15 protein-coding genes and 1 pseudogene are annotated in these 19,753 nt (G+C 70.2%); 6 read left to right on the top strand and 10 right to left on the bottom strand.

Going from position 1 to position 19,753, the window contains the following annotated elements; genetic code table 11:
* Nucleotides 1-118: 118 nt before the first annotated feature.
* The 4 genes from V2J85_RS02890 to V2J85_RS02905 form a co-directional block, all read right to left on the bottom strand.
* Nucleotides 119-1,525 (bottom strand): LCP family glycopolymer transferase, encoded by a 1,407-nt coding sequence (locus V2J85_RS02890; protein ID WP_419836729.1) that lies wholly within the window; start codon nucleotides 1,523-1,525, stop codon nucleotides 119-121.
* Nucleotides 1,526-1,602: 77 nt separating this feature from the next.
* Complete coding sequence (locus V2J85_RS02895; RefSeq protein WP_261953267.1) at nucleotides 1,603-3,726, bottom strand: bifunctional polysaccharide deacetylase/glycosyltransferase family 2 protein; 2,124 nt, start codon at nucleotides 3,724-3,726, stop codon at nucleotides 1,603-1,605.
* Nucleotides 3,723-4,088 (bottom strand): hypothetical protein, encoded by a 366-nt coding sequence (locus V2J85_RS02900; protein WP_261953266.1) that lies wholly within the window; start codon nucleotides 4,086-4,088, stop codon nucleotides 3,723-3,725. Before V2J85_RS02900 ends, V2J85_RS02895 begins: the two co-directional genes overlap by 4 nt.
* A 539-nt stretch (nucleotides 4,089-4,627) precedes the next feature.
* Complete coding sequence (locus tag V2J85_RS02905) at nucleotides 4,628-5,389, bottom strand: GbsR/MarR family transcriptional regulator (RefSeq protein WP_330820750.1); 762 nt, start codon at nucleotides 5,387-5,389, stop codon at nucleotides 4,628-4,630.
* 279 nt (nucleotides 5,390-5,668) lie between these two features.
* Between V2J85_RS02905 and V2J85_RS02910 the strand changes: the two genes are divergently transcribed.
* Both V2J85_RS02910 and V2J85_RS02915 read left to right on the top strand, forming a co-directional pair.
* Nucleotides 5,669-6,331, top strand: a complete 663-nt coding sequence (locus V2J85_RS02910) for a DUF4097 family beta strand repeat-containing protein (protein WP_330820751.1) — start codon at nucleotides 5,669-5,671, stop codon at nucleotides 6,329-6,331.
* Nucleotides 6,332-6,395: 64 nt separating this feature from the next.
* Nucleotides 6,396-7,637, top strand: a complete 1,242-nt coding sequence (locus V2J85_RS02915) for a serine hydrolase domain-containing protein (RefSeq protein ID WP_261953263.1) — start codon at nucleotides 6,396-6,398, stop codon at nucleotides 7,635-7,637.
* An 83-nt stretch (nucleotides 7,638-7,720) separates the two neighbouring features.
* Here the strand turns inward: V2J85_RS02915 and V2J85_RS02920 are convergent, their stop codons facing one another.
* From V2J85_RS02920 to V2J85_RS02930, 3 genes are all read right to left on the bottom strand, one after another.
* Complete coding sequence (locus tag V2J85_RS02920; protein ID WP_261953262.1) at nucleotides 7,721-8,980, bottom strand: MFS transporter; 1,260 nt, start codon at nucleotides 8,978-8,980, stop codon at nucleotides 7,721-7,723.
* Nucleotides 8,981-9,247: 267 nt separating this feature from the next.
* Nucleotides 9,248-10,699, bottom strand: a complete 1,452-nt coding sequence (locus tag V2J85_RS02925) for a sensor histidine kinase (RefSeq protein WP_330820530.1) — start codon at nucleotides 10,697-10,699, stop codon at nucleotides 9,248-9,250.
* Nucleotides 10,696-11,430, bottom strand: a complete 735-nt coding sequence (locus tag V2J85_RS02930; protein ID WP_315975401.1) for a response regulator transcription factor — start codon at nucleotides 11,428-11,430, stop codon at nucleotides 10,696-10,698. The genes V2J85_RS02925 and V2J85_RS02930 overlap by 4 nt, the downstream gene beginning before the upstream one ends.
* Nucleotides 11,431-11,575: 145 nt before the next feature.
* Between V2J85_RS02930 and V2J85_RS02935 the strand changes: the two genes are divergently transcribed.
* The 3 genes from V2J85_RS02935 to V2J85_RS02945 are packed head-to-tail and all read left to right on the top strand — an operon-like array spanning nucleotide 11,576 to nucleotide 14,150.
* Entirely contained in the window at nucleotides 11,576-12,937 is a 1,362-nt protein-coding gene (locus tag V2J85_RS02935) for a ferredoxin reductase family protein (protein ID WP_330820531.1), read from the top strand.
* Between the two features lie 9 nt (nucleotides 12,938-12,946).
* A complete protein-coding gene (locus tag V2J85_RS02940; RefSeq protein ID WP_261953259.1) occupies nucleotides 12,947-13,387 on the top strand; it encodes an FMN-binding protein in 441 nt (146 codons plus the stop codon).
* Complete coding sequence (locus V2J85_RS02945) at nucleotides 13,380-14,150, top strand: FAD:protein FMN transferase (RefSeq protein ID WP_330820532.1); 771 nt, start codon at nucleotides 13,380-13,382, stop codon at nucleotides 14,148-14,150. Before V2J85_RS02940 ends, V2J85_RS02945 begins: the two co-directional genes overlap by 8 nt.
* A gap of 365 nt (nucleotides 14,151-14,515) precedes the next feature.
* Here V2J85_RS02945 and V2J85_RS02950 read toward each other — a convergent pair whose 3' ends face one another.
* The 3 genes and pseudogenes from V2J85_RS02950 to V2J85_RS02960 form a co-directional block, all read right to left on the bottom strand.
* Nucleotides 14,516-15,034, bottom strand: coding sequence for a YfbM family protein (locus V2J85_RS02950; RefSeq protein WP_330820533.1), 519 nt, complete (start codon nucleotides 15,032-15,034; stop codon nucleotides 14,516-14,518).
* Nucleotides 15,035-15,413: 379 nt separating this feature from the next.
* A pseudogene (locus V2J85_RS02955) lies at nucleotides 15,414-15,764 on the bottom strand (carboxymuconolactone decarboxylase family protein); the annotation flags it as partial.
* A 76-nt stretch (nucleotides 15,765-15,840) separates the two neighbouring features.
* Nucleotides 15,841-17,748, bottom strand: coding sequence for an FAD-dependent oxidoreductase (locus tag V2J85_RS02960; RefSeq protein WP_330820534.1), 1,908 nt, complete (start codon nucleotides 17,746-17,748; stop codon nucleotides 15,841-15,843).
* A gap of 402 nt (nucleotides 17,749-18,150) precedes the next feature.
* Here V2J85_RS02960 and V2J85_RS02965 point away from each other — a divergent pair, with 402 nt between their 5' ends.
* A complete protein-coding gene (locus V2J85_RS02965; protein ID WP_261953255.1) occupies nucleotides 18,151-19,689 on the top strand; it encodes a M4 family metallopeptidase in 1,539 nt (512 codons plus the stop codon).
* Nucleotides 19,690-19,753 lie beyond the last annotated feature (64 nt).

Here is a 19,753-nt window from a genome sequence, read left to right on the forward strand (position 1 = left end):
GGCGTTGCTGAGTGGTCACCAACGACTCGGCAGGGGCGCCGGGGGGCCGACTCGCACGACGTTGCTCCAGGCGCCCCCACTGGTGAGGGGGCCGCTCCTGGTCCGCACGATCCCGCTGTCACCGTTCGGCCTGCTGCTCCTTCCGCCGCTGCGGGCGGTCGCCAGGTGACGGCGCGCGGCTGACGGCACCACCCCGGTGCCGGGACGTCTTCCCCGTCTCCGTCACCGGCCGGTCGTGCCGCAGGTCATCGAAGAGCCGGGCCGACCTCCTGACGTCCCACTTCAGTACGTTGCCCTTGGGCGTGGGGATACCGATACCGGACACAGGCACGTGGATCTGCTTGCCGTGTCCGCCCGTGACGCTCTGCACGGCGCGGAACATCCTGCTGAGATCGCGCAGGCTCATGCCCTTGTCGACGATGAGCGTGTCGAGCCCGGCCTGCACGGCCGGACCGATCTTCAGCGGGTCGAAGAGGGTGTCTGGCCGGGCGGCCTGGTGGGCGAGGGTCGACAGGAACTTCTGCTGGTTCCTCGACCGGCCCAGGTCGCCCTCCCTCTCCTGGTGCCGCTCGCGGACGAAGGCGAGTGCCTGCTTGCCGTTCAGGGTGTGACAGCCCTTGCGCAGATCGGCGCCCGACTTCTCGTCCTTGATGTCCCGGTCCAGGCACATCCGAACGCCGCCGATGGCGTCGACGATGTTCACGAACCCGGCGAAGCCGATCTCCGCATAGTGGTCGACGCGCAGCCCGGTGTTCTTCTCGACGGTGTGCACGAGCAGTTCGGGGCCGCCGTAGGAGAAGGCGGCGTTCAGCTTGTCCCCCTCGGGCCGCTTGGTCTTGCCCGTCGACGTGTCGAGGCGGCCGGGCACGGTGATCCAGGAGTCGCGCGGCAGGCTGACCATGCTGGTTCCGTGGGCCCCGGTGTGCAGCAACATCATCGAGTCGGTGCGCCGCCCGCCGCCCCCGCCGGCGTGCAGGTCTTTCACGTCGTCCTCGGAGAGCCCGTCGCGGCTGTCCGAGCCCACGATGAGGTAGTTGGTGCCCTCGCCGGGCGGCGGACGGTCCCCGTACGCGCCGAGGTCGACGTCACGTTGGAGCCGGGTCTCGGCCCAGCCGTACGTGCCGCCCGCCACGACGACCACGGCGGCCAGCAGGACGAGCACCGCCCTCCGCAGCATCCTGCGCTTCTTCGGCTGCCGGGCGTGGGCGCGCCGGGGCCCGTAGCGCGAGCTGGGGCGTTCGGCGAACCGCTCACGCGCGGCGGCGCCTTCCGGGACCGCGGACGGGTCCTGGCCGGCGTACGGACCCGGATCGGCATACAGCTCCGGATCGGCGTACAGATCCGGATCGGTATGGAGCTCCGGCTCGACGTACGGTCCCGGTCCGTCCTCCGGCTCCGGGCGCCACAGCTCGCCCGTCACCCTCACCGGCCCCCGGCGCACGGGACGACTCCCGGCGTCGCCGTGCCGGCCCTGCTCCCCTGTGGGTGTGGTGCGCCCGGCCCGCTGGTCAAGCGGGTCTGTCATGGTCAACTCCCTTGGTCACGTCCCAGGTCCGACTCGCGCGGACGCTCGCCGGTTCCCCTCCGGTCCCCTCCGTCCCCTCACTGCGACGACAGGCTCCGCCGCGGGGGCAGCTCCTCGAGCGGATCTCCGGACGTCTCCGCGGACGGCGCCGCGAGCAGATACGGGTCGGCGGTTCCGGTGCGCTTCATGCTGTGCCACTTCAGGCGGGTGCCGAGCAGCGCCGTGATCACCGAGTGGATGACCACCAGGTACATCAACTGCCGGTAGACGAACTGCTGGAGCGGCAGCACCCACAGCACGCGCAGCCGTTCGCGGTCGAGCCGTAGCGCGTACGCGGCGGTGACCAACTGGACGGCGAGGAACCCGAACCAGACGAGGGCGGCCTCCACGGGGTCGCGGAACAGCGCCCCGAAGAGGGCGAACATGTCCACGACCGGTGCGCACAGCGGCAGCACGATCTGGAACAGCGTGACGTAGAGCAGCACGCGACGGCCGAAGCGTCCGGCGGGGCCGACCTCCGTCACCGCGTGCCGGTGCTTCCACATCGACTGGAGGGTGCCGTAGCACCAGCGGTAGCGCTGCCGCCACAACTGCCGTACGGTGCTGGGCACTTCGGTCCAGGCGACCGCGGACTCCTCGTAGACGACGCGCCAGCCGGCCCGCCAGAGCGCCATCGTGAGGTCGGTGTCCTCGGCCAGGGTCTGGTCGCTGACGCCGCCGACGCCCATCAGCGCGTCCCTGCGGAAGGCGCCGATCGCCCCCGGCACCGTCGGCATGCACTCCAGGACCTCGAACATCCGCCGGTCGAGGTTGAAGCCGAGGACGTACTCCAGGTGCTGCCATTTGCCCAGCAGGCGGCGCCGGTTGCCGACCTTGGTGTTGCCGCTGACCGCACCGACCGCCGGGTGGGCGAGCGGCTGGATCAGCCGGGCCAGCGCCGCGGGTTCGAAGATGGTGTCCGCATCGACCATGACGACGATGTCGTACCGGGCGTGCGCCAGGCCGGTGTTGAGGGCGCTGGGCTTGCCGCCGTTGGGCTGCCGGATCACCGTCACCCGCGGGTCGTCGATGCGCTCGGCGATGTCCGCGGTGGCATCGGTCGAGCCGTCGTCGATCACGATGATCTGCAAGTGCGGGTGGGTGGAGGCGAGCAGCGAGTACACGGTGGAGGCGATGCCGGCCTCCTCGTTGTACGCGGGCACCAGGACCGTCACCGGGTCCCGCACTTCGCGCAGCCGCGGTGCGCCGGGCCGGTACCGGTGCAGCCTGCGCACGTGGAGCCGGGCGAACACCGCGAACAGGAGCATCCGCAGGACGCCGAGCACACCCGCGAGGGTCAGCGTCCACACCATCACGGTGAGGAAGGCGTGCCCGAGCCGCTGCGACAAGATCAGGCCCTCACCCTTGATCTCCTGGGTGACCGGGACCTCGTCGAGGAAGGAGAGCCGGCCGAGGCCGCCGCTGATGGTGGTGAACCGCTTCACGCTGCGGTCCCCCAGAAGATCCTCGGCCTCGTGGTAGCCCAGGTCGGTCTGGCTGTGCTGTGTCACCAGCCCCCGCCACGGCTTGCGGTCCTTGTGGTCCGAGGCGACCACCAGATACCCCTGTGCCGCCGCGCGCTTCGCGGCCGGCCACTCGGCGCCGCAGAGCGTGTCCGCGGCCGTGGTGTGCGGCAGCCGCAGCAGGGTGGTGTTGATGCCGGCCGCCCCCGCGAGAGCGCTCTGGGTGAGCGACAGCTCAAGCCGCGCGCGCAGCGGTGAGGCGACACCGAGGTCGCCGCCACTGTAGGTGTACGAGCCGATCTCGTGCCCCTCGCGCAGGATCCGCCGGATGAGCTTCGGGTGCTGGGCCGCGTCCTTCCCGTACACGAAGAAGGTCGCCCGCACGTGGTGCCTGTGCAGCAGGTCGAGCAGGCGCGGCGTCCACACCGGGTCGAACCCGCCGTCGAAGGTGAGCGCGACGGTCCCCGGCGGCATGGCCGCGGTGGCGACCCCCTTCGGGCCGAACCGCAGCAGCGGCTTCCCGTCGTCCGCCGCGTGCGGGATCGGCCGGGTGCACGGCGGCTTGGTGCGCGCGGCGTCGACCTGATGGGTCGTCCAGCCCTCGAAGAGGAGGGTGACGGCGACCACCAGGAGGACCAGCAGGAGGACGAGCCAGTGTCCGCGCGGCGGGCGTCGAACAGCGGCGGAGTGCCCGCTCACTGCTTCGGGCCTCCGGCCGACGGGGCGGATCTGCCGGCCGGCGGGCGGTGGTGGTCGTCGCGGTCCGCGTGGGCCCTCGCCAGCGGTCGGTGCGCCTCGGCTCGGGCCGGTACGCCGTGGTCGTGCTGCGACCCGCCGGTGTCCGGGCCGGCAGGCACCGGTGCGTTCATGCTCGGCGGGTGCGTGCCGACGGGCTGCCGGAGTCCGCTGATCAGCGTGCCGACGAACAGCAGATACCCGAGGCAGCCGCATCCCACGGCCAGGGCCACGCCCTGCACCGTCCACCTGCGCCAGCCCGACTGGCCGATGAAGACGGGGAGTTGGGAGGCTTCGGCCTCGGGACGCCGTGCCGCCGGGGTCACGCGAGGCGCCGCGCCGCGGGGCGGCATGCGCGGTGTCATGTCCTGCCCGGTGTGCTGCGCCGTGTACGGCTCCCTGCGGGCAGGGGGTACGGACGACAATCGCCCGTCGTGCGGTGTGCTGGCTATGTGGGGGATGCCCTGCACTGGTGCTCCTGATGTGTGGCCGCGCACGCGCGACTCTTTGTGTGTGGGGGTACGGACCCGGGGGCCCGCTGTACTGCCCGTGAGACGTCGGAGCCGCATCCCGGTGCCCGGCGCGTACGGGCGGTTCCCCTACGTGCGCATGCCCTGCGCCCTTCCCGGGTGGGGCCGGGAAAGCCACGTACGCATGTGCCTTCACAAGGGCCGGGAGGCCAGGGTGCAGCCCTCAGCCATCACGCAGCCCCCGACCCTACTCGGGCACCCGGGTGGCACGGCAACAGGCCATCTGGCCTTCGACGTCGTGATGAATGACACGTACGACGTCGACATCACGGTCACCCATGCCGACACCCGATCGGCCGCAGGGCGCCGCTGGCTGTGACGGTCGAGACGGTTGGCTATGCGTGATCCGAGCGTGGTGTGGTGGTGTCGTCCTGCGGGGTGGTGGTTTGGGTTCTGGTGTAGAGGACTTCGCGGCCTTGTTCTGCGGCGCGGATGAGTGCTTCGCTGACGAAGTCGAGGAAGCGGGCGGCGTTTTCGAGGCGGTTGGCGGCCGGGGTGCCCTGGCCGAGGATGGTGATGCCTTGTCGTGCGGTGTCGATGAACTCGTCGTTGGCGCGGGCGCTGCGGAGCATGGATTGGTACCACAGGTCGTCGTCGACGACGTAGCGTTCGCGGCGGCGTTGGTCGCGTTCTCGGCGGACGAGGGCCAGGCCTTCGAGGAAGGTGATGGCTTTGGAGATCGATGCCGGGCTGACGTTGAGGCGTTGGGCGAGTTCGGCGGCGGTCAGGCTGCCGGTGTCGGTGGTGTAGAGGCAACCCAGTACCCGGGCCATCATCTTGGGCAGGCCGGAGGTCATGAAGACGGTGGTGAGCCTCTCCTGGTAGTCGCGCACGGCTTCGGCGTCGCGTCCATGGGGTTGCGGTAGCGCCTGCGATCCCTGGGCTGGGGTCTGCTTGCGGCGCTGGGTGCGTTGTTGGGTGGCACGCTGGGCCAGGTCGGCGCGGTAGCCGCTGGGGCCGCCGTTGCGCATCACCTCACGCGTGATCGTGGAGGTCGGACGCTCCAGACGCCGGGCGATCTCGGCGTAGGGCAGGCCGTCGGCCAAACCCACCGCGATCTGCTGGCGTTCGGACTGGGTGAGCCTGCCTCCCGGCATCACAACCCCCTTCATGCCCACGGATACCCATGGCGCTGCTCGACGTTCCTGATCCTGTTCCTGCTCCCTGGCGCCTTCACCATAGCGTTCATCTTCAACGCATTGCAACGGCTGGCCCTTCGGTCGTTGCGTTAAACGAGAGAACGTTGCAATGATTATTGGCCCTTGACCTGCATGAATGCTGCATCGAAGCAAAGATCTCGTTGCCGTGTACTGGAAAGCAACGTAGTGTTTCCACCGTTCGGAAACAGCGAGCCGCACGTCTCAAGGGAGAGCATGATGCAGAAGTTCACCACCCCCACCCCGATCGCCGCCGTCCTGGAAATCCCCGCCGGACGCGTGCAGTTGATCGCCGCGGACCGGACCGACACCACCGTGGAGGTCCTGCCGGCCAACGCCTCGAAAAGCCGCGATGTGAAGGCAGCGGAACAGACCACCATCGCCTTCGACGACGGCGTCCTGCGGATCGAGAACGCGGCGAAGAACCAGTACCTCGGCCCCTCCGGATCCATCGAGGTAACGGTCAAGCTGCCCACCGGCTCCCGCATCCAGGCCAAGACAGCCGCCGCCGAACTCCGCACCCTGGGCCGCCTCGGCGACGTCACCTTCGACGGCGCATACCGCCAGATCAAGCTGGACGAGACCGCAAGCCTGCACCTCACCGCGGTCGACGGCGACGTCGAAGTCGGCCGACTGGGCGGAACCGCGAAGATCACCACCACACGAGGCGACATCCGCATCACCCAGGCCACGGGCGGCACGGTCGTACTGGGCACCCAATCCGGCGACATCACCGTCGGCGCCGCCGCCGGAGTCTCCGCCCCCCTGGACGCCGGCACCAGCTACGGCCGCATCAGCAACGCCCTCAAGAACGACGGCACCGCCGACCTCGACATCCGCGCCACCACCTCCCACGGCGACATCACCGCCCACAGCCTCTGACCCACCCCCAACGAACACCCCTCGACAACCACCCACCCGCACATCCCACAAGGAGCACACAGTCATGTCCCCCAACCTCACCGGCCGGCACAGCGGTTTCTCCGACACAGGGCTGCGCAAGGTGCGCGACGTGCTGGCACGGCATGTGGAGTCCGGAAAGATTCCCGGGCTCGTCGCCCTGGTCAGCCGGGGCGACCAGACGCACGTCGAAGCGGTCGGGACGATGCGTCATGACGGCGGCGCGCCGATGCGCCGGGACACGATCTTCCGGATGGCCTCGACGTCCAAGCCGGTCTCGATCGCGGCGGCGATGGTCCTGCTGGACGAGTGCCGGCTGCGCCTTGACGACCCGGTGGAGCCGTGGTTGCCGGAACTCGCCGACCGACAGGTGCTGAAGCGGATCGACGGTCCGCTCGACGACACCGTGCCGGCGCGGCGGCCGATCACCGTACGGGACGTGCTCACCTCCACATTCGGGCTCGGTATGGATATGACGGTGCTGGGCACTCCGATCATGGGCGCGGTCTTCGAGCAGGGGCTCACGCCCAATCTGCCGGAGCCGATGCCCGAGCCGGACGAGTGGATGCGTCGCCTGGGCACGCTTCCGCTGATGCATCAGCCCGGCGAGCGCTGGCAGTACCAGATCAGCAGCGATCTGGTCGGCGTGCTCGTCGCCAGGGTCACCGGCCAGTCCTTCGAGACGTTCCTGCGCGAGCGCATCTTCGAGCCGCTGGGGATGCAGGACACCGGTTTCCATGTGCCCGCCGACAAGATCGATCGGATGCCGACCCTCTACGCCCCCGACCCGCAGACCGGGGAGTTCACCGTCTGGGACGAGGCCGAGGGAGGGCGGTGGAGCTCGCCTCCGGCGTTCCAGGGCGGTGGCGGTGGGCTGGTCTCCACCGCTGACGACTACCACGCCTACTTCCGGATGCTGCTGAACGGCGGGATACACCGGGGCGAGCGGATCCTGTCCCGGGCCGCCGTCGAGCTGATGACCACCAACCGCCTCACGCCCGAGCAGAACGCCGCCCGGACCGCCCTGGCCCGCGACAACGTCCATGTGTCCTTCGGCCAAGGGCAGCACGGCGGCTGGGGCTTCGGGATGGCGGTGCGCACCTACCGCGGCGACTACGCACCCCTCGGCCAGTTCGGCTGGGACGGCGGAAGCGGCACCTCGACCTACGCCGATCCGGCCAACCAGCTCACCGGCATCCTGCTCACCCAGGTCGGGGCGTCCGTCCCGCATTCGGTGCGGCTCATGCACGACTTCTGGACCACGCTCTACCAGGCCATCGACGACTGACACCGCCCCCACACCCGGTGCGCCCTCGGCCCTCCGCGCTTGCGGGATGACGGACTCTCCCTCCGCTTGCGCCCGTCGGGGGCTCAGCCACGGGTGCGGGTCGGCGCCAGCGCTCGGTGGATGCCGACCGGTGCGCCGGGGAGGCGGAGGGCCGCGGCCAACGACACCGCCAGGGCACAGGCGATGACGGAGTACGCGGCCCGGTAGCCGCCGGTGGTGTCGGTGAGGAGGCCGGTGACATAGGGGCCCGCGAAGCTGGCGAGGCTGCTGGCCGCGTTGACGCCGGCGAGGGCCGTCGCCGCGCGGGGGCCGGACAGGATCGCGGTGCACCGGCTCCAGAAGGCAGGAACCGCGGTCAGAATCCCTGTCCCGGCCACGGTCAGCGCAGCCAGGGTGAGGACGGGTGCGGGTGAGAGTGCGGCCAGGGAAATGGCGGCTGCGGCGGCCGCGATGGGCGCGGCGATGAGGTACGTCCGGAGGCTCACCCGGTCGCCGTGACGGCTCCACGCGAGCATGGCAACGGCGGTGAAGACGGACGGCAGGGCTGCGAGCGCGGATGCGGCGGACGCCCCGGCGCCGGGGAAGAGGGAGGCGGTGACCTTGGGCAGGAAGAACTGCAGGGCGTACGCGGCGAAGCTCGGGCCCGCATTCACCACGGTGAAGTGCGCGGCGTGACCGAGCGTGGTCCGGTCCGTCGATGAGGGCGGGGCGCCCTGGGTCAACAGGGCTTCGAGTTCCTCGCGTTGGGGTGCCGTCAGCCAGGTCGCATCGCGTGGCGTGTCGGTCAGCAGGCGCAGTGCGGCGACGCCCAGGACGACGGCGGGGGCGCCCTCGATCAGGAACATCGACCGCCAGCCACTGAGACCGAAGAGGGAAAAGTGGTCGACGAGCAGACCCGAGACCGGCAGCCCGACCATGTTGGAGACCGGGATGGCCAGCAAGAACAGCGCCAGCGCGCGGGTGCGCTGGCGGCAGGGGAACCAGGCGGCCAGGTAGGCGACGACGCCGGGGAAGAATCCGGCCTCGGTCAGCCCCAGCACGAACCGGGTCAGATAGAGCCCCTGTGCGTCGGTGACGAACGCGGTGGCGGCCGAGCACACACCCCAGGCGGTGATCACACAGCACAGCCAGCGGCGGGCGCCGAACCGCTTCAACGCCACCGCCGCCGGGACCTGAAAGAGCACATAGCCGAGGAAGAAGATCCCGGCGGCGGTGCCGTAGGCGGTGGCGCTCAGCCCCAGATCGGCGTTCATCGTCAATGCGGCGACGCCGATGTTGGCGCGGTCCAGGAAGTTGACGACGTACAGCACGAACAGCAGCGGCAGCAGCCTGCGTGCCACCACGCGCACCACGCTCGTGGCGCCCTCCGTTGCCCTGTCAGCCCTGGTCTCCGTACCCGTCGCCATCGGCCGTCTCCGCTCCCCTGGTCTCGTCGTGCCTCGTTCAATGAACGCGCCGGAGGGAGATCGGTTGTGCGGTACGAGGGAGGGTGGCGCTCGGCAACCCGAACGGGGCAGCCGCGCACCGGGCTCTTCCACCGGCAGCAGACGCAGCTGCTCTGCGAAGCAGGCGGCCATGTCCCCGGTGCCCGTTCAGGCACGGAGGTCACGTCATCGATGGGGCGTGGAACCGGAAGGTGCCGGAGGGAAGGTCACGGTGAACTCGGTGTGGCCGGGGCGGCTCGTCAGGGATACCTGGCCGTGGTGGGCGGTGACGACGGCCTCCACGATGGCGAGCCCCAGTCCGGTGCCGCCGGCCGCACGCGAGCGGCTGTGGTCGACGCGGACGAAGCGGCCGAAGACCTCCGGCCGGATCTCCTCGGGCACACCGGGGCCGTCGTCCAGAACCGTCAGCCGGACGTCGTGGTCGTCGGCGGCGAGTCGCACCGTGACGGCGGTCCCCGGTGGGGTGTGCGTCCGGGCGTTGGCGAGCAGATTGGCGACGACCTGTTGCAGGCGGTGTTCGTCGCCCGTCATGTTCACGGCCGTCTCGGGGAGGTCGAGCAGCCACCGGTGACGGGGGCCGACCGCCCGGGCGTCGTCGACCGCGTCGAGCACGAGCCGTGTCAGATCCACCGGTTTGCGTTCCAGCGCACGGCCGGCGTCGAGGCGGGCGAGCAGCAGGAGGTCGTCCACCAGCCGGCTCATGCGTTCCGACTCGGCCTGGATCCGCTCCAGGGAACGCCGGATCTCGCCGGGTACCGGCCCCGTGTGCCGCAGGGCGAGTTCCGCATGGCCGCGGACATTTGCCACCGGAGTCCGCAGCTCATGGCTGGCGTCGGCGGCGAAGTGCCGGAGCCGGTTCTCGCTGGCGTGGCGACGCTCCAGTGCGTTGCCGACGTGGCCGAGCATGCGGTTGAGGGCGGTACCCACCTGCCCGACCTCGGTGCGCGGGTCGGCGACCGGGACCGGCGCCGGCATCGCCACCTCGCCGCTGGCCAGCGGCAGCTCGGCGACCCGTGCGGCCGTGGTGGTGACGCGCCGCAGGGGCCGCAGCGAGAGCCGTACCCACAGCGCGCCCAGGACTCCGGTGACCAGCAGCGCCCCGCCGAACACCGCGGCTTCCACCGCCTCCAGCCGGTGCACGGTCTCCTCGACCGGGTGCAGCGGCAGGCCCGTGATCAGTACGTCGCGGTCGTCGCCGGACACCGCGTTGACGCGGTACCGGCCCAGGCTTGCCAGTCGGATGCTGTGTCCGGAGCCGTCGGTGGGCAGGGCCGCCAACGTGCGGCGGTCCTCGGCGGACAGCGGCACCCTGGCGTCCGTCTGGTCCCGGACGACCGCTGCCTGGGTCGGTATGCCGCGCAGCAACCGGGCGCCGAAGGTGCCGTCGGACTGGCCGCGGGTGTCCGGCCGGTTGTCGGCGTCCGGCCGGGCCTCGTGCTCCAGGCTCACCGCGAACCGGCCCGCGGAGGCGGAGAGTTGCTGGTCCAGGCGGCCTACCAGGAACCCTTCGAGCGCGACGACCGTGGTGATGCCGACTGCCAGGCAGGCCAGCGCCAGCAGGGCGACCAGACCGGCGGTGAGCTGGCTGCGCAGGGTGCGGGGGACGAGCCGCTTCACGAGGGCTCCGGCTTGAGGACGTAGCCGACGCCGCGGACCGTGTGGATCATCGGGCTCCGGCCGGCGTCGATCTTCTTGCGCAGATAGCTGATGTAGAGCTCGACGACGTGGGACCGGCCGCCGAAGTCGTAGGACCAGACGCGGTCCAGGATCTGCGCCTTGGACAGCACCCGACGGGGGTTGCGCATCAGGAAGCGGAGCAGCTCGAACTCGGTGCGGGACAGTTCGACGAGCTCGCCGGCGCGGAGGACCTCCCGCGCCTCCTCGTCCATCACGAGGTCGCCGACGACCAGCCGGTCGCCGTCCGGCTCGTGAGCCATCCCGGCCCGGCGCAGCAGACCGCGCAGCCGCGCCAGCACCTCCTCCAGGCTGAACGGCTTGGTCACGTAGTCGTCGCCGCCCGCGGTGATCCCGGCGATCCGGTCCTCGACGGCGTCACGCGCGGTGAGGAAGAGGACGCAGACCGTCTGCAGCTCCCGGCGCAGCAGGTGCAGCACCTGCAGGCCGTCGATGTCGGGCAGCATCCAGTCCAGGACGACGGCGTGCGGGCGGAAGCTCCGGGCCACGGCGAGCGCGGAGGCGCCGTCGGCCGCGCTGCGGACCTCCCAGCCCTCGCTGGTCAGGGCGCCGGAGAGCACTTCGGTGAGGTCCGGCTCGTCGTCGACCACGAGGACCCGTACCGGCGAGCCGTCGGCGCTGTGCAGCGGGGCGGGAGTGCGGTGAGTGTGCATGGTGACTCCAGCATCCCTCGCCCGGTGGCAGGCGGAGGTATGAGCCGGCTCTGAGTTTCCTGTGAATCGGCGGGCGGGAGGGCCGCTCAGAGAGTCCTCAGAGGTTGCGCTGCGACGCTGGCGCCGACCACGGAAGGAAAGCCTCATGAGCACCGTCTCCGCCACCCGCCGGACCACCACCGGCCGCACCCCGCCGCAGTGGCCGCCGTCGCCGGCGCCGCTGCTCGCGCACTTCGCGATCTGGGCAGGGGCGGCCGGCGTGCTGGCCCTGTGGTGGACCGGTACGGCGTCGGTCGTGGGCCCGGCGGGCTGGCTGACCGGCGCCGGCCGGATCACCGGGCTGCTGGCCGGCTACGCCTGCGCGGTGCTGGTCGCGCTGATGGCCCGCGTTCCCCTGCTCGACCACACCCTGGGCACCGACCGCCTGGCGCGCTGGCACGCGGCAGGCGGCCGCTACACCGTCTCACTGGTGCTCGCGCACATCCTGCTGATCATCTGGGGCTACACCCTCACCTCGCGGAGCGGTGTCCTGCACGAGACGACCACGCTCGTCCTCGACTACCCGGACATGCTCAAGGCCACCGCGGGCTTCCTGCTGCTGGCGGGCACCGGTGCCGTCTCCGCACGGGCCGCCCGCCGCCGGATGAGCTACGAGACCTGGCACTACCTCCATTTCGCCACCTACCTGGCGATCTTCCTCGCCTTCGGTCATCAACTCTCCAACGGCGCCGACTTCGTGGGGCGACGGCCCGCCCAGCTCGGCTGGTACGCCCTGTACGCGGCGGTGGCAGCACTGATCGTCTGGTACCGCTTCGCCGTTCCGGTACGGCGTGCCCTGCGCCACCGCCTGCGGGTCACCGAGGTCCGCCCGGAGGCGCCGGGCGTGGTCTCCGTGCACCTCACCGGCCATCGGCTGACGGAACTCGGCGCCCGGCCGGGCCAGTTCTTCCGCTGGCGCTTCCTGGCACCGGGCCTGTGGTGGACCGCCAACCCCTACTCCCTCTCCGCGCCGCCACTCCCCCACCACCTGCGCATCACGGTGAAGGAGGCCGGCGGCCACAGCGCGGCCCTGGCCCGGCTGCGACCCGGCACCCGGGTGTGGGCCGAGGGCCCGTACGGTGCCTTCACCGAGGCACGGCGGCGGCGCTCCAAGGTGCTGCTGCTCGCGGGCGGCGTGGGCATCACCCCGCTGCGCGCGCTCTTCGAAACCCTCCCCGGCGAGGTCACGCTCGTCTACCGGGCGCGGCGCCCCGAGGACCTGGCGTTGCGCCCCGAGCTCGATGCGATCGCCGCGGCCCGCGGTGCGGCCGTCCACTACTTCGTCGACGAACCCGCCGCGTACTCCGCGCCGTTGACGGCACGCGCGCTCAGTCGCCTGGTACCGGACCTGGCCGCGCACGAGGTGTATCTGTGCGGCCCGCCCGGCATGACCACCGCGGCCCGCCGTGCGCTGCGCGGCGCCGGCATACCCCGACGCCACATCCACCACGAGTCGTTCGAGTTCTGAGGAGCCCCTGTGCGCCGAGCCGTTCTGACCGCAGCGTCGACCAGCGCACTGGTCGTCCTCCTGCTCTCCCTCAAACCGCACCAGCCCGCCGCGCTGACCGGCGACCCGGCCCAGGCGGGTGCCGCGTCGGCTCCGACGCCCTCCGGACGTCCGTCCCAGGGCAGCCATCCGGCCGACGGCACCTACACCGGCGCCCCGATCCGCACCCGCTACGGCACCGTGCAGGTCACGGCCACCGTCAAGGCCGGCCGGCTGACCGCCGTCAAGGTGCTGCACGCCCCGTCCGAGAACGGTCGCGACCGTGAGATCGCTGCCTACGCCCTGCCGCGCCTGACACAGGAGGCGCTGAGCGCGCACAGCGCCCACATCGACGCCGTGTCCGGCGCCAGCTACACCAGTGCGGGATACGTCCAGTCCCTGCAGAGCGCACTGGACCGGGCCGGTGTCTGAGTTCCGGCGCGGCCTGCGCCACGTCGAGGAGGCGATGGGCACGGTGTTCTCCTTCGACGTCCGCGACACGCGCACCCCCGCCATCGAGGCCGCCGTACACGACGCCGTCGCCTGGCTCCACCACGTCGACGAGGTCTTCTCGACGTACCGCTCCGACAGCGCCATCAGCCGGCTCGCCCGCGGCGAGATCGGACTCGACGACTGCCCCGCGGAGGTGCGCGAGGTCCTCGACCTCTGCGAGCGGGTGGGAACCGCCACCCGTGGTTGGTTCAGCGCCACCCCGGGCGGCACTCTCGACCCGTCCGGGCTGGTGAAGGGCTGGGCGGTCGAACGCGCCGGACAGCTCCTGCGGGCGGCCGGCGCCCACCACACCTGCGTGAACGGCGGTGGGGACCTTCAGCTCAGCGGGGAGGCGGCGCCCGGAATCCCGTGGCGCGTCGGGATCGCCCATCCGCTGCGCCCGGGGGAATTGTGCGCCGTCGTCACCGGCCGCGACCTGGCCGTCGCCACCTCCGGCAGCGCCGAGCGCGGCCCCCACATCCTGGACCCCCACACCCGCGCTCCCGCCGCCGGCCCCGCATCCGTCACCGTGGTCGGCCCCGGCCTGACCACAACCGACGCCTACGCCACCGCGGCGTTCGCCATGGGCGCGGGGGCGCAGGACTGGCTGGAGGGACTCGACGGATACGAGGGTCTCGCGATCACGGGTGACGGCGAGACCTGGCGCACACCGGGGTTCCCGGGGATCTCGTGCGCCGCATAGCCGTCGTTTCCGGAGGAATCCCCCTTTCGCCCTGCCACCCGCACCGTGTTCCTTGACGAAAAAGGGCCGCGGAACGTGGCTGGTGATAGGCCCTGGCCATGCCGCGATCCCCCTCATTCCCGGAGTGCGAACGACGCCCTCTCTTGCCACTTCGCGCCGTCATGCACCATGGCATGTGCTGGAACCCCTGCTCGGGCCGACGGATCGAACCGTTCGCGCCATGCGCGGACGGCCGGCTCCGCTTCCGGGATCCTGATGATGAGTCCCGTCCGGCCCGCCCGAAACCCCGTCGTGCTGTCGTCTGCCATGACACGGCATGCTGCCACCCCAGAGGGCGAAGACCACCAAGTCCCGCCAGAACCCCGTCAGAAGCTGAAGCTCATCAGCGCCGCCGACTTCAAGCGGGCCGTGGCGTCGAAGAAGCCCACCAGCGTCTCGTAGGCGCCCTTCAGATATTCGGGTTCGTCGTCGTCCTCGGGATCCCAGATGTTGGGGTACACCTCTTCCTCGGCCATCCGAGCCGGGTCGTAATGGCTGACCAACCGCTCCCACGGCAGCGCGCCCAGCCGCTTCGCGATGTCCTGAACACTCTCGACGCTCCAGCTGAACAGCGTGCCTTCGTCGTCTATCTGGTAACCGTCCATCAGGAACTCAAGGGGCTCATCGGCCTCGCCGAGCAGGAACTCCAGGCCGGCCCAGGCCTTGTCGAGGTAGGCGCCGGGGTTGTCCGGCCGGAGCTCGTCGACCTCCCAGAGGAACTCCCTCGCCCACTCGGCGTCCTTCTCGGCCCTGTCCAGCTCCTCCGGTGTCACGCACGTGAACGAGATGACCATGCCCATGAAGGCAGCCCCCATCATCGAGTTGAGATCGACCCATCCCTTCAACGAACGAGTGTTCCACGCTGCACTGACAGCCTGAGCGTGGGTACGGAAGCGGGGCGGGCAGCCGATGAAGCTCTGCCTCAGGTCACGCCAGGCGATGCCTGGCGGAAGGTGACCGCGGTGGCGCTGAGCGGAGACCGCCGTGCCGAGCCGTCACGCAAAAGGTCTCTTCCCGAGCGGGAAGAGACCTTTCGTTGGAGCGCCCGGCAGGCCTTGCACCTGCATTTCCCACCGGCTGGTGGACGTCTTTCCTTGGACCACAGACGCGTGACTCCCACCCGCAGGCCGGAGCTACGCGATGATCATACCGGATCCTCGGGCGGTTGGTTCACGCCGCCGGGGTCGACGGACCCGCCAACCCCGCTGACAGACACAGATCAGGTCAGTCCCACTGCTCGTCCGCGAGGGAGGTGACCGGCTGGGGCTTGCCGATCACGGCCAGGGCGATGAAGAAGTTGATCTGGCCGATCGCGATGGTCAGGGTGGCCAGTGCCTTGTCGTCGTAGTGCTTGGCGACCTCGGTGTACAGCTCGTCGGAGACGCGCTCCTGGCCGTGCGGCGCGGGCTGGAGGGTGGCCTCCACCAGGGCGAGGGCGGCGCGTTCGGCGTCGGTGAAGTAGGGGGCGTCCTGCCAGGAGGAGACGGCGGTGATGCGCTCCTCGGACTCGCCGGCCTTGCGCAGGAAGCCGGTGTTCAGGATCGTCAGGTAGGTGTTGTTGACGATCTGCCCGGCGTGCCCCAGGTCGGGAAAAGGACGTGTCCGGCGTCCCGGTGCGGTGGGGCGCCGGACAGGGCGGTCCTTCCTCCGGTCAGCTCGTGTGGACCTTCAATGCCGTCCGGACGGCAGACTCCAGCGCGCCTTCGATCCAGGCGGGCTTGATGGACGTGTGGTCCCCCGCAAAGTGCAACGGCCCCTCGGATGTGGGGACGTCAGGAAACAGTTCCGCGTGCTGACCAGGGAAGAGCACGGACGCCTCACCGTAGGCGTAGTGGTCCCGCATCCACGACTGTGTCTTGCACTTGTTGGTGAAGAAGACCTCGCACCGGCGGCCGAAGACGGCCTGCACTCCGGCGAGCGCGCGCAGATACCGTTCGTCGTCGGCGAAGGCATCCCACTTGAGGGCGTCGTCGGACCAGCTGTAGGAGGCGAGCATGATGCCGCCGTCGCTGCCCTCTACAGGGTGCGCGTGCTCGAAGTACATGAACCGGTTGGCGTTGTCGCTCACGTTGCCGCCGCCACGGATATGAGCGGCATCCGGCTCGCCGCCCATGACTGGCCGGAAGACGGCAAAGCATTTCCTGAGTTCGTCGGGGATCGTCACCCCCAGGTCCCGCACTGACTTGTGCGCGCCGAGGTACCGGCCGTCCTTGACCGCGCCGGCCTTGTACTTGTCGTAGAGATTGTCCGCGATGGAGTTCAGTGCCTCCTTCCACTGCGCCTCGTCGCCCTCGAAGACCTCCGTGACACCGCCCTTGCCTGTCTGGCAGTCCTCGGAAACGGTGTGCACCCGGACCTTGCCTGCCTGGTGTTCGATCCGTACGGCGCGCCTGTCGAGGGTCACCTTCCCCTTCACAGGCTTGTACAGCGCGTCGGCGAGCAGCGCGGTGCCGCCCTTGATCTCCCAGAACTTGGTCTTGGGGTCGATCAGCGCGCTGGACAGGAAGCTGTGGGTGAAGGACAGGTGCAGCCGTGAGGTCAGGTTCTGGATGGTGCCGATGAGGTCGATGGTCCTGGTGTCGAGCTCGGCGACTTCGGTGAGGTACCGGTACATGGACCAGTGGCCGTACTTCTGGAGGATCTTGGCCCATCCCTTGACGAGGGCTGCCCCTTCTTTTCCTCGGATGAGCCGGAATGCGGGTTCGAGGGCCTGCGCGAGGATGGCGGATGCGGTCTTCGTGCGGTGGGGGCCCGTGACACCGAAGGTGTCGTTGATTTGTGCAGGGTTCTTCTCGTAGTCGGCCCGGCGCATGTGGATGCCATTGACGTGGATCCAGGCACGGTTGGCCTTCTTCGTGGGGTTCTCCACCTCCACGTCCACCAGGTAGAACTCCTGGAGCGGGAGGCCGAACTTCTTGAGCAGTGCCATGAGGAGGGGGTGACTGTCGGGCAGCCGCATGGCACCGGCTTCGGCGTACTGCTGGGGATCGGCGAAGGGCTGCTCCCCCTTTTCGTGGCCGCCCTTGCGGAACGTCTTGATGCGCCCGCCGACGCGATTGCCGTTGGCCTCGATCACGACGACGTCGTGGCCTGCCCGATGGAGCAGGTTGGCTGCCAGCAGGCCGGCCGGGCCGGCCCCGACGACCAGGACCCGCTTCGTTGCCTTCGCGCGGCTGGTGGGCAGGCCGTTTTCGACGGCCTTCAGGTAGGTCGGGACGAGCGATCTGTCGTGCTCGTCGTAGACGGCGATGGCGCGGGCGACTGTGGTGTACGCCCTGGGGTCGATGCCAGGCGGCACTGCGGCCGGCGCCGCGGAGGGTGCGATGGCGGGGCTCAGTGCGGTCGCGGGTGCGATGGAGGCGGCGGTCAATCCGGCGGCGAGCGCCGACGCGCCGGTCGCCGTCACCACGGCGCGCCGTGAGGGCTGCGTCTCGTGCGACCGAGACGCAGGACGCGTGGCAGGTAAGGCATCGGAGGCGTGTTGCTTCTCGCCCGATGCGTCGGGGTCGCTCGTGCTCGGAACGGTCACGTGGGGAGTGCTCATGTCGTGTGAATTCATCGCTCATCACACTTGGCATACGAGCGGTGCGGAGCCAGTGTCTTCACACGGACGGGAACGGTAAACCACTCTCTCGACTACATGACGCGTCACCCGGTCAACGACCGTAAGGCAGGCGGCTGTTCGCACCACCGACCTCAGCACGGCACCAGGCCGCCCAACGCGACGGGACCGGCCGTCGATGCTCCGGCGACCAGCGCGCGGCGCAGTGGTGACGCGGCGGTCACCGGATTCCTGCGACTCGATGAAGCGCCCGCTGCTCCCGCGTTCGAGTGGTTGTGGCCAGCCCCGGACCGGGACCCGAGTCGTGGCGCGTGGACTGGCATAACGTGAGTCGCCCATCGCGGATTGTGCGATCGCGCGGATTGCGGGCCGGAGTGGTCGCAGCGTGAGGAAGGCGACATGGACAGTTCACTTCTCGCCGCGATCATCGGCCCTACGGTTGCCTTCCTGGTCGCCGCGGGTGGCGCGGTGCTGCGGGCCCGAAGCAACCTCCGTACCGCCGCGCGGCTGATCTACGCCGAACTCACCAGGAACAGCGCGGCGGTCATGTACTTCAGGCAGACCGGCCACTGGGCCGCACCAGCCCTCCCGCGGGCCGCCTGGGACGAATACGGTGCGACGATCGCCCGTCGGCTCAGCAGCGAGCCCTTCGAGGCGGTGCGCCGAGGGTACGAGGCGCTGGAGATCGTCCCTGTCCTGACGGATGACTCGTTCAACGACACGGACCGCGACCGCCTGCTCGGTGATGCGGTGGCTTGGCTGGTGCGGGCAATCTCCACGCTCGGCCACATCGCCCACATCTCCGACCCCCAGGTCCAGTCAACGATCCACCGGCTCACCAGTCCGTCCGCTGCGACACCCGAACGCCCTCTTCCACTGCCCGGCCCCGGCAGCGGCATCATCTCCCTCGCGATGCAGGAAGCCCTGGTGACCATGCAGTTCAGCGAGGCGGCCCAGCCGGCGCCCCCGCCACCTGCGCGGCCCGCGGAGCCGCCCGTCCCGGCATTGCCTCCCACCGCGCAGATCCCCGAGCCGACCGTTCCCGCCGCGGTCATCGGTGCGGAGGCACCGAACGCCGACTACGTCGTCTGCGATGCCCAGCACAAGGAACGCCTGCACCGGCCCGTCCTGGCCCGCTGGACCGGACAGCCGCCCACGAGCGACCCGGTCGTCAACGAGACGTACGAGGCGCTGGCAGCCGTGACGGCATTCGGCCGTCAGGTGCTGGAGCGCGATCCGCTCGTCAAGCGGCCCCTCACCGCCGTTGTCCATTACGGCCGCAACTTCAACAACGGCTGGTGGGACGGCGAGCAATTGGTGCTCGGGGACGGGGACGGGATGATCTTCCAGTCGTTCAGCCGGTGCACCGACCTCATCGCGGGTGAGGTGTGGCATGGAGTCGCGGAGATGCAGCGGTACTTCGGCTGGGAGGGCGAGAACGGCTCCCTGCGTGTGTCGCTGTGCGATGTCTTCGGCCAACTGGTCAAGCAGCACGCTCGTAACCAGACGGTTGAGGAGGCTGACTGGGTCGTCGGAGCAGGTCTCCTGGCCCCCGGCGTCAAGGGGATCGGACTGCGCTCGCTGAAGGCCCCCGGCACGGCCTACGACGACCAGTCCCTCGGCAAAGACCTCCAGCCCGCCCATATGGACGACTACGTCCACAACACGGAGGAAACGGGCGGCCCCCGCATCAATAGCGGCATCCCCAATTTCGCCTTCTACTCGGTCGCTCAACGCCTGGGCGGCAAGGCATGGGAGAACGCCGGGCGGATCTGGTGGGAGGCGCTCATCGGTGAGGGCATGCGCGAAGGACTCCTCTTCACCGACTGGGCACAGCGCACGGCCGACGCGGCCGGAATGCTGTACGGCCAGGACAGCGCCGAGCACCAAGCGGTGCTCGGCGCCTGGGACCGGGTCGGTGTGCGCGCGGCCGGCTGAAGCGCCCAGTCGCACCGTGGGGTCCTGCCGAACTCCCGCGCCTCCAGGTCGCAGCCACGACAGC

This window comes from Streptomyces bugieae, assembly GCF_036352915.1.
Taxonomy (GTDB): Bacteria; Actinomycetota; Actinomycetes; order Streptomycetales; family Streptomycetaceae; genus Streptomyces; species Streptomyces endophytica.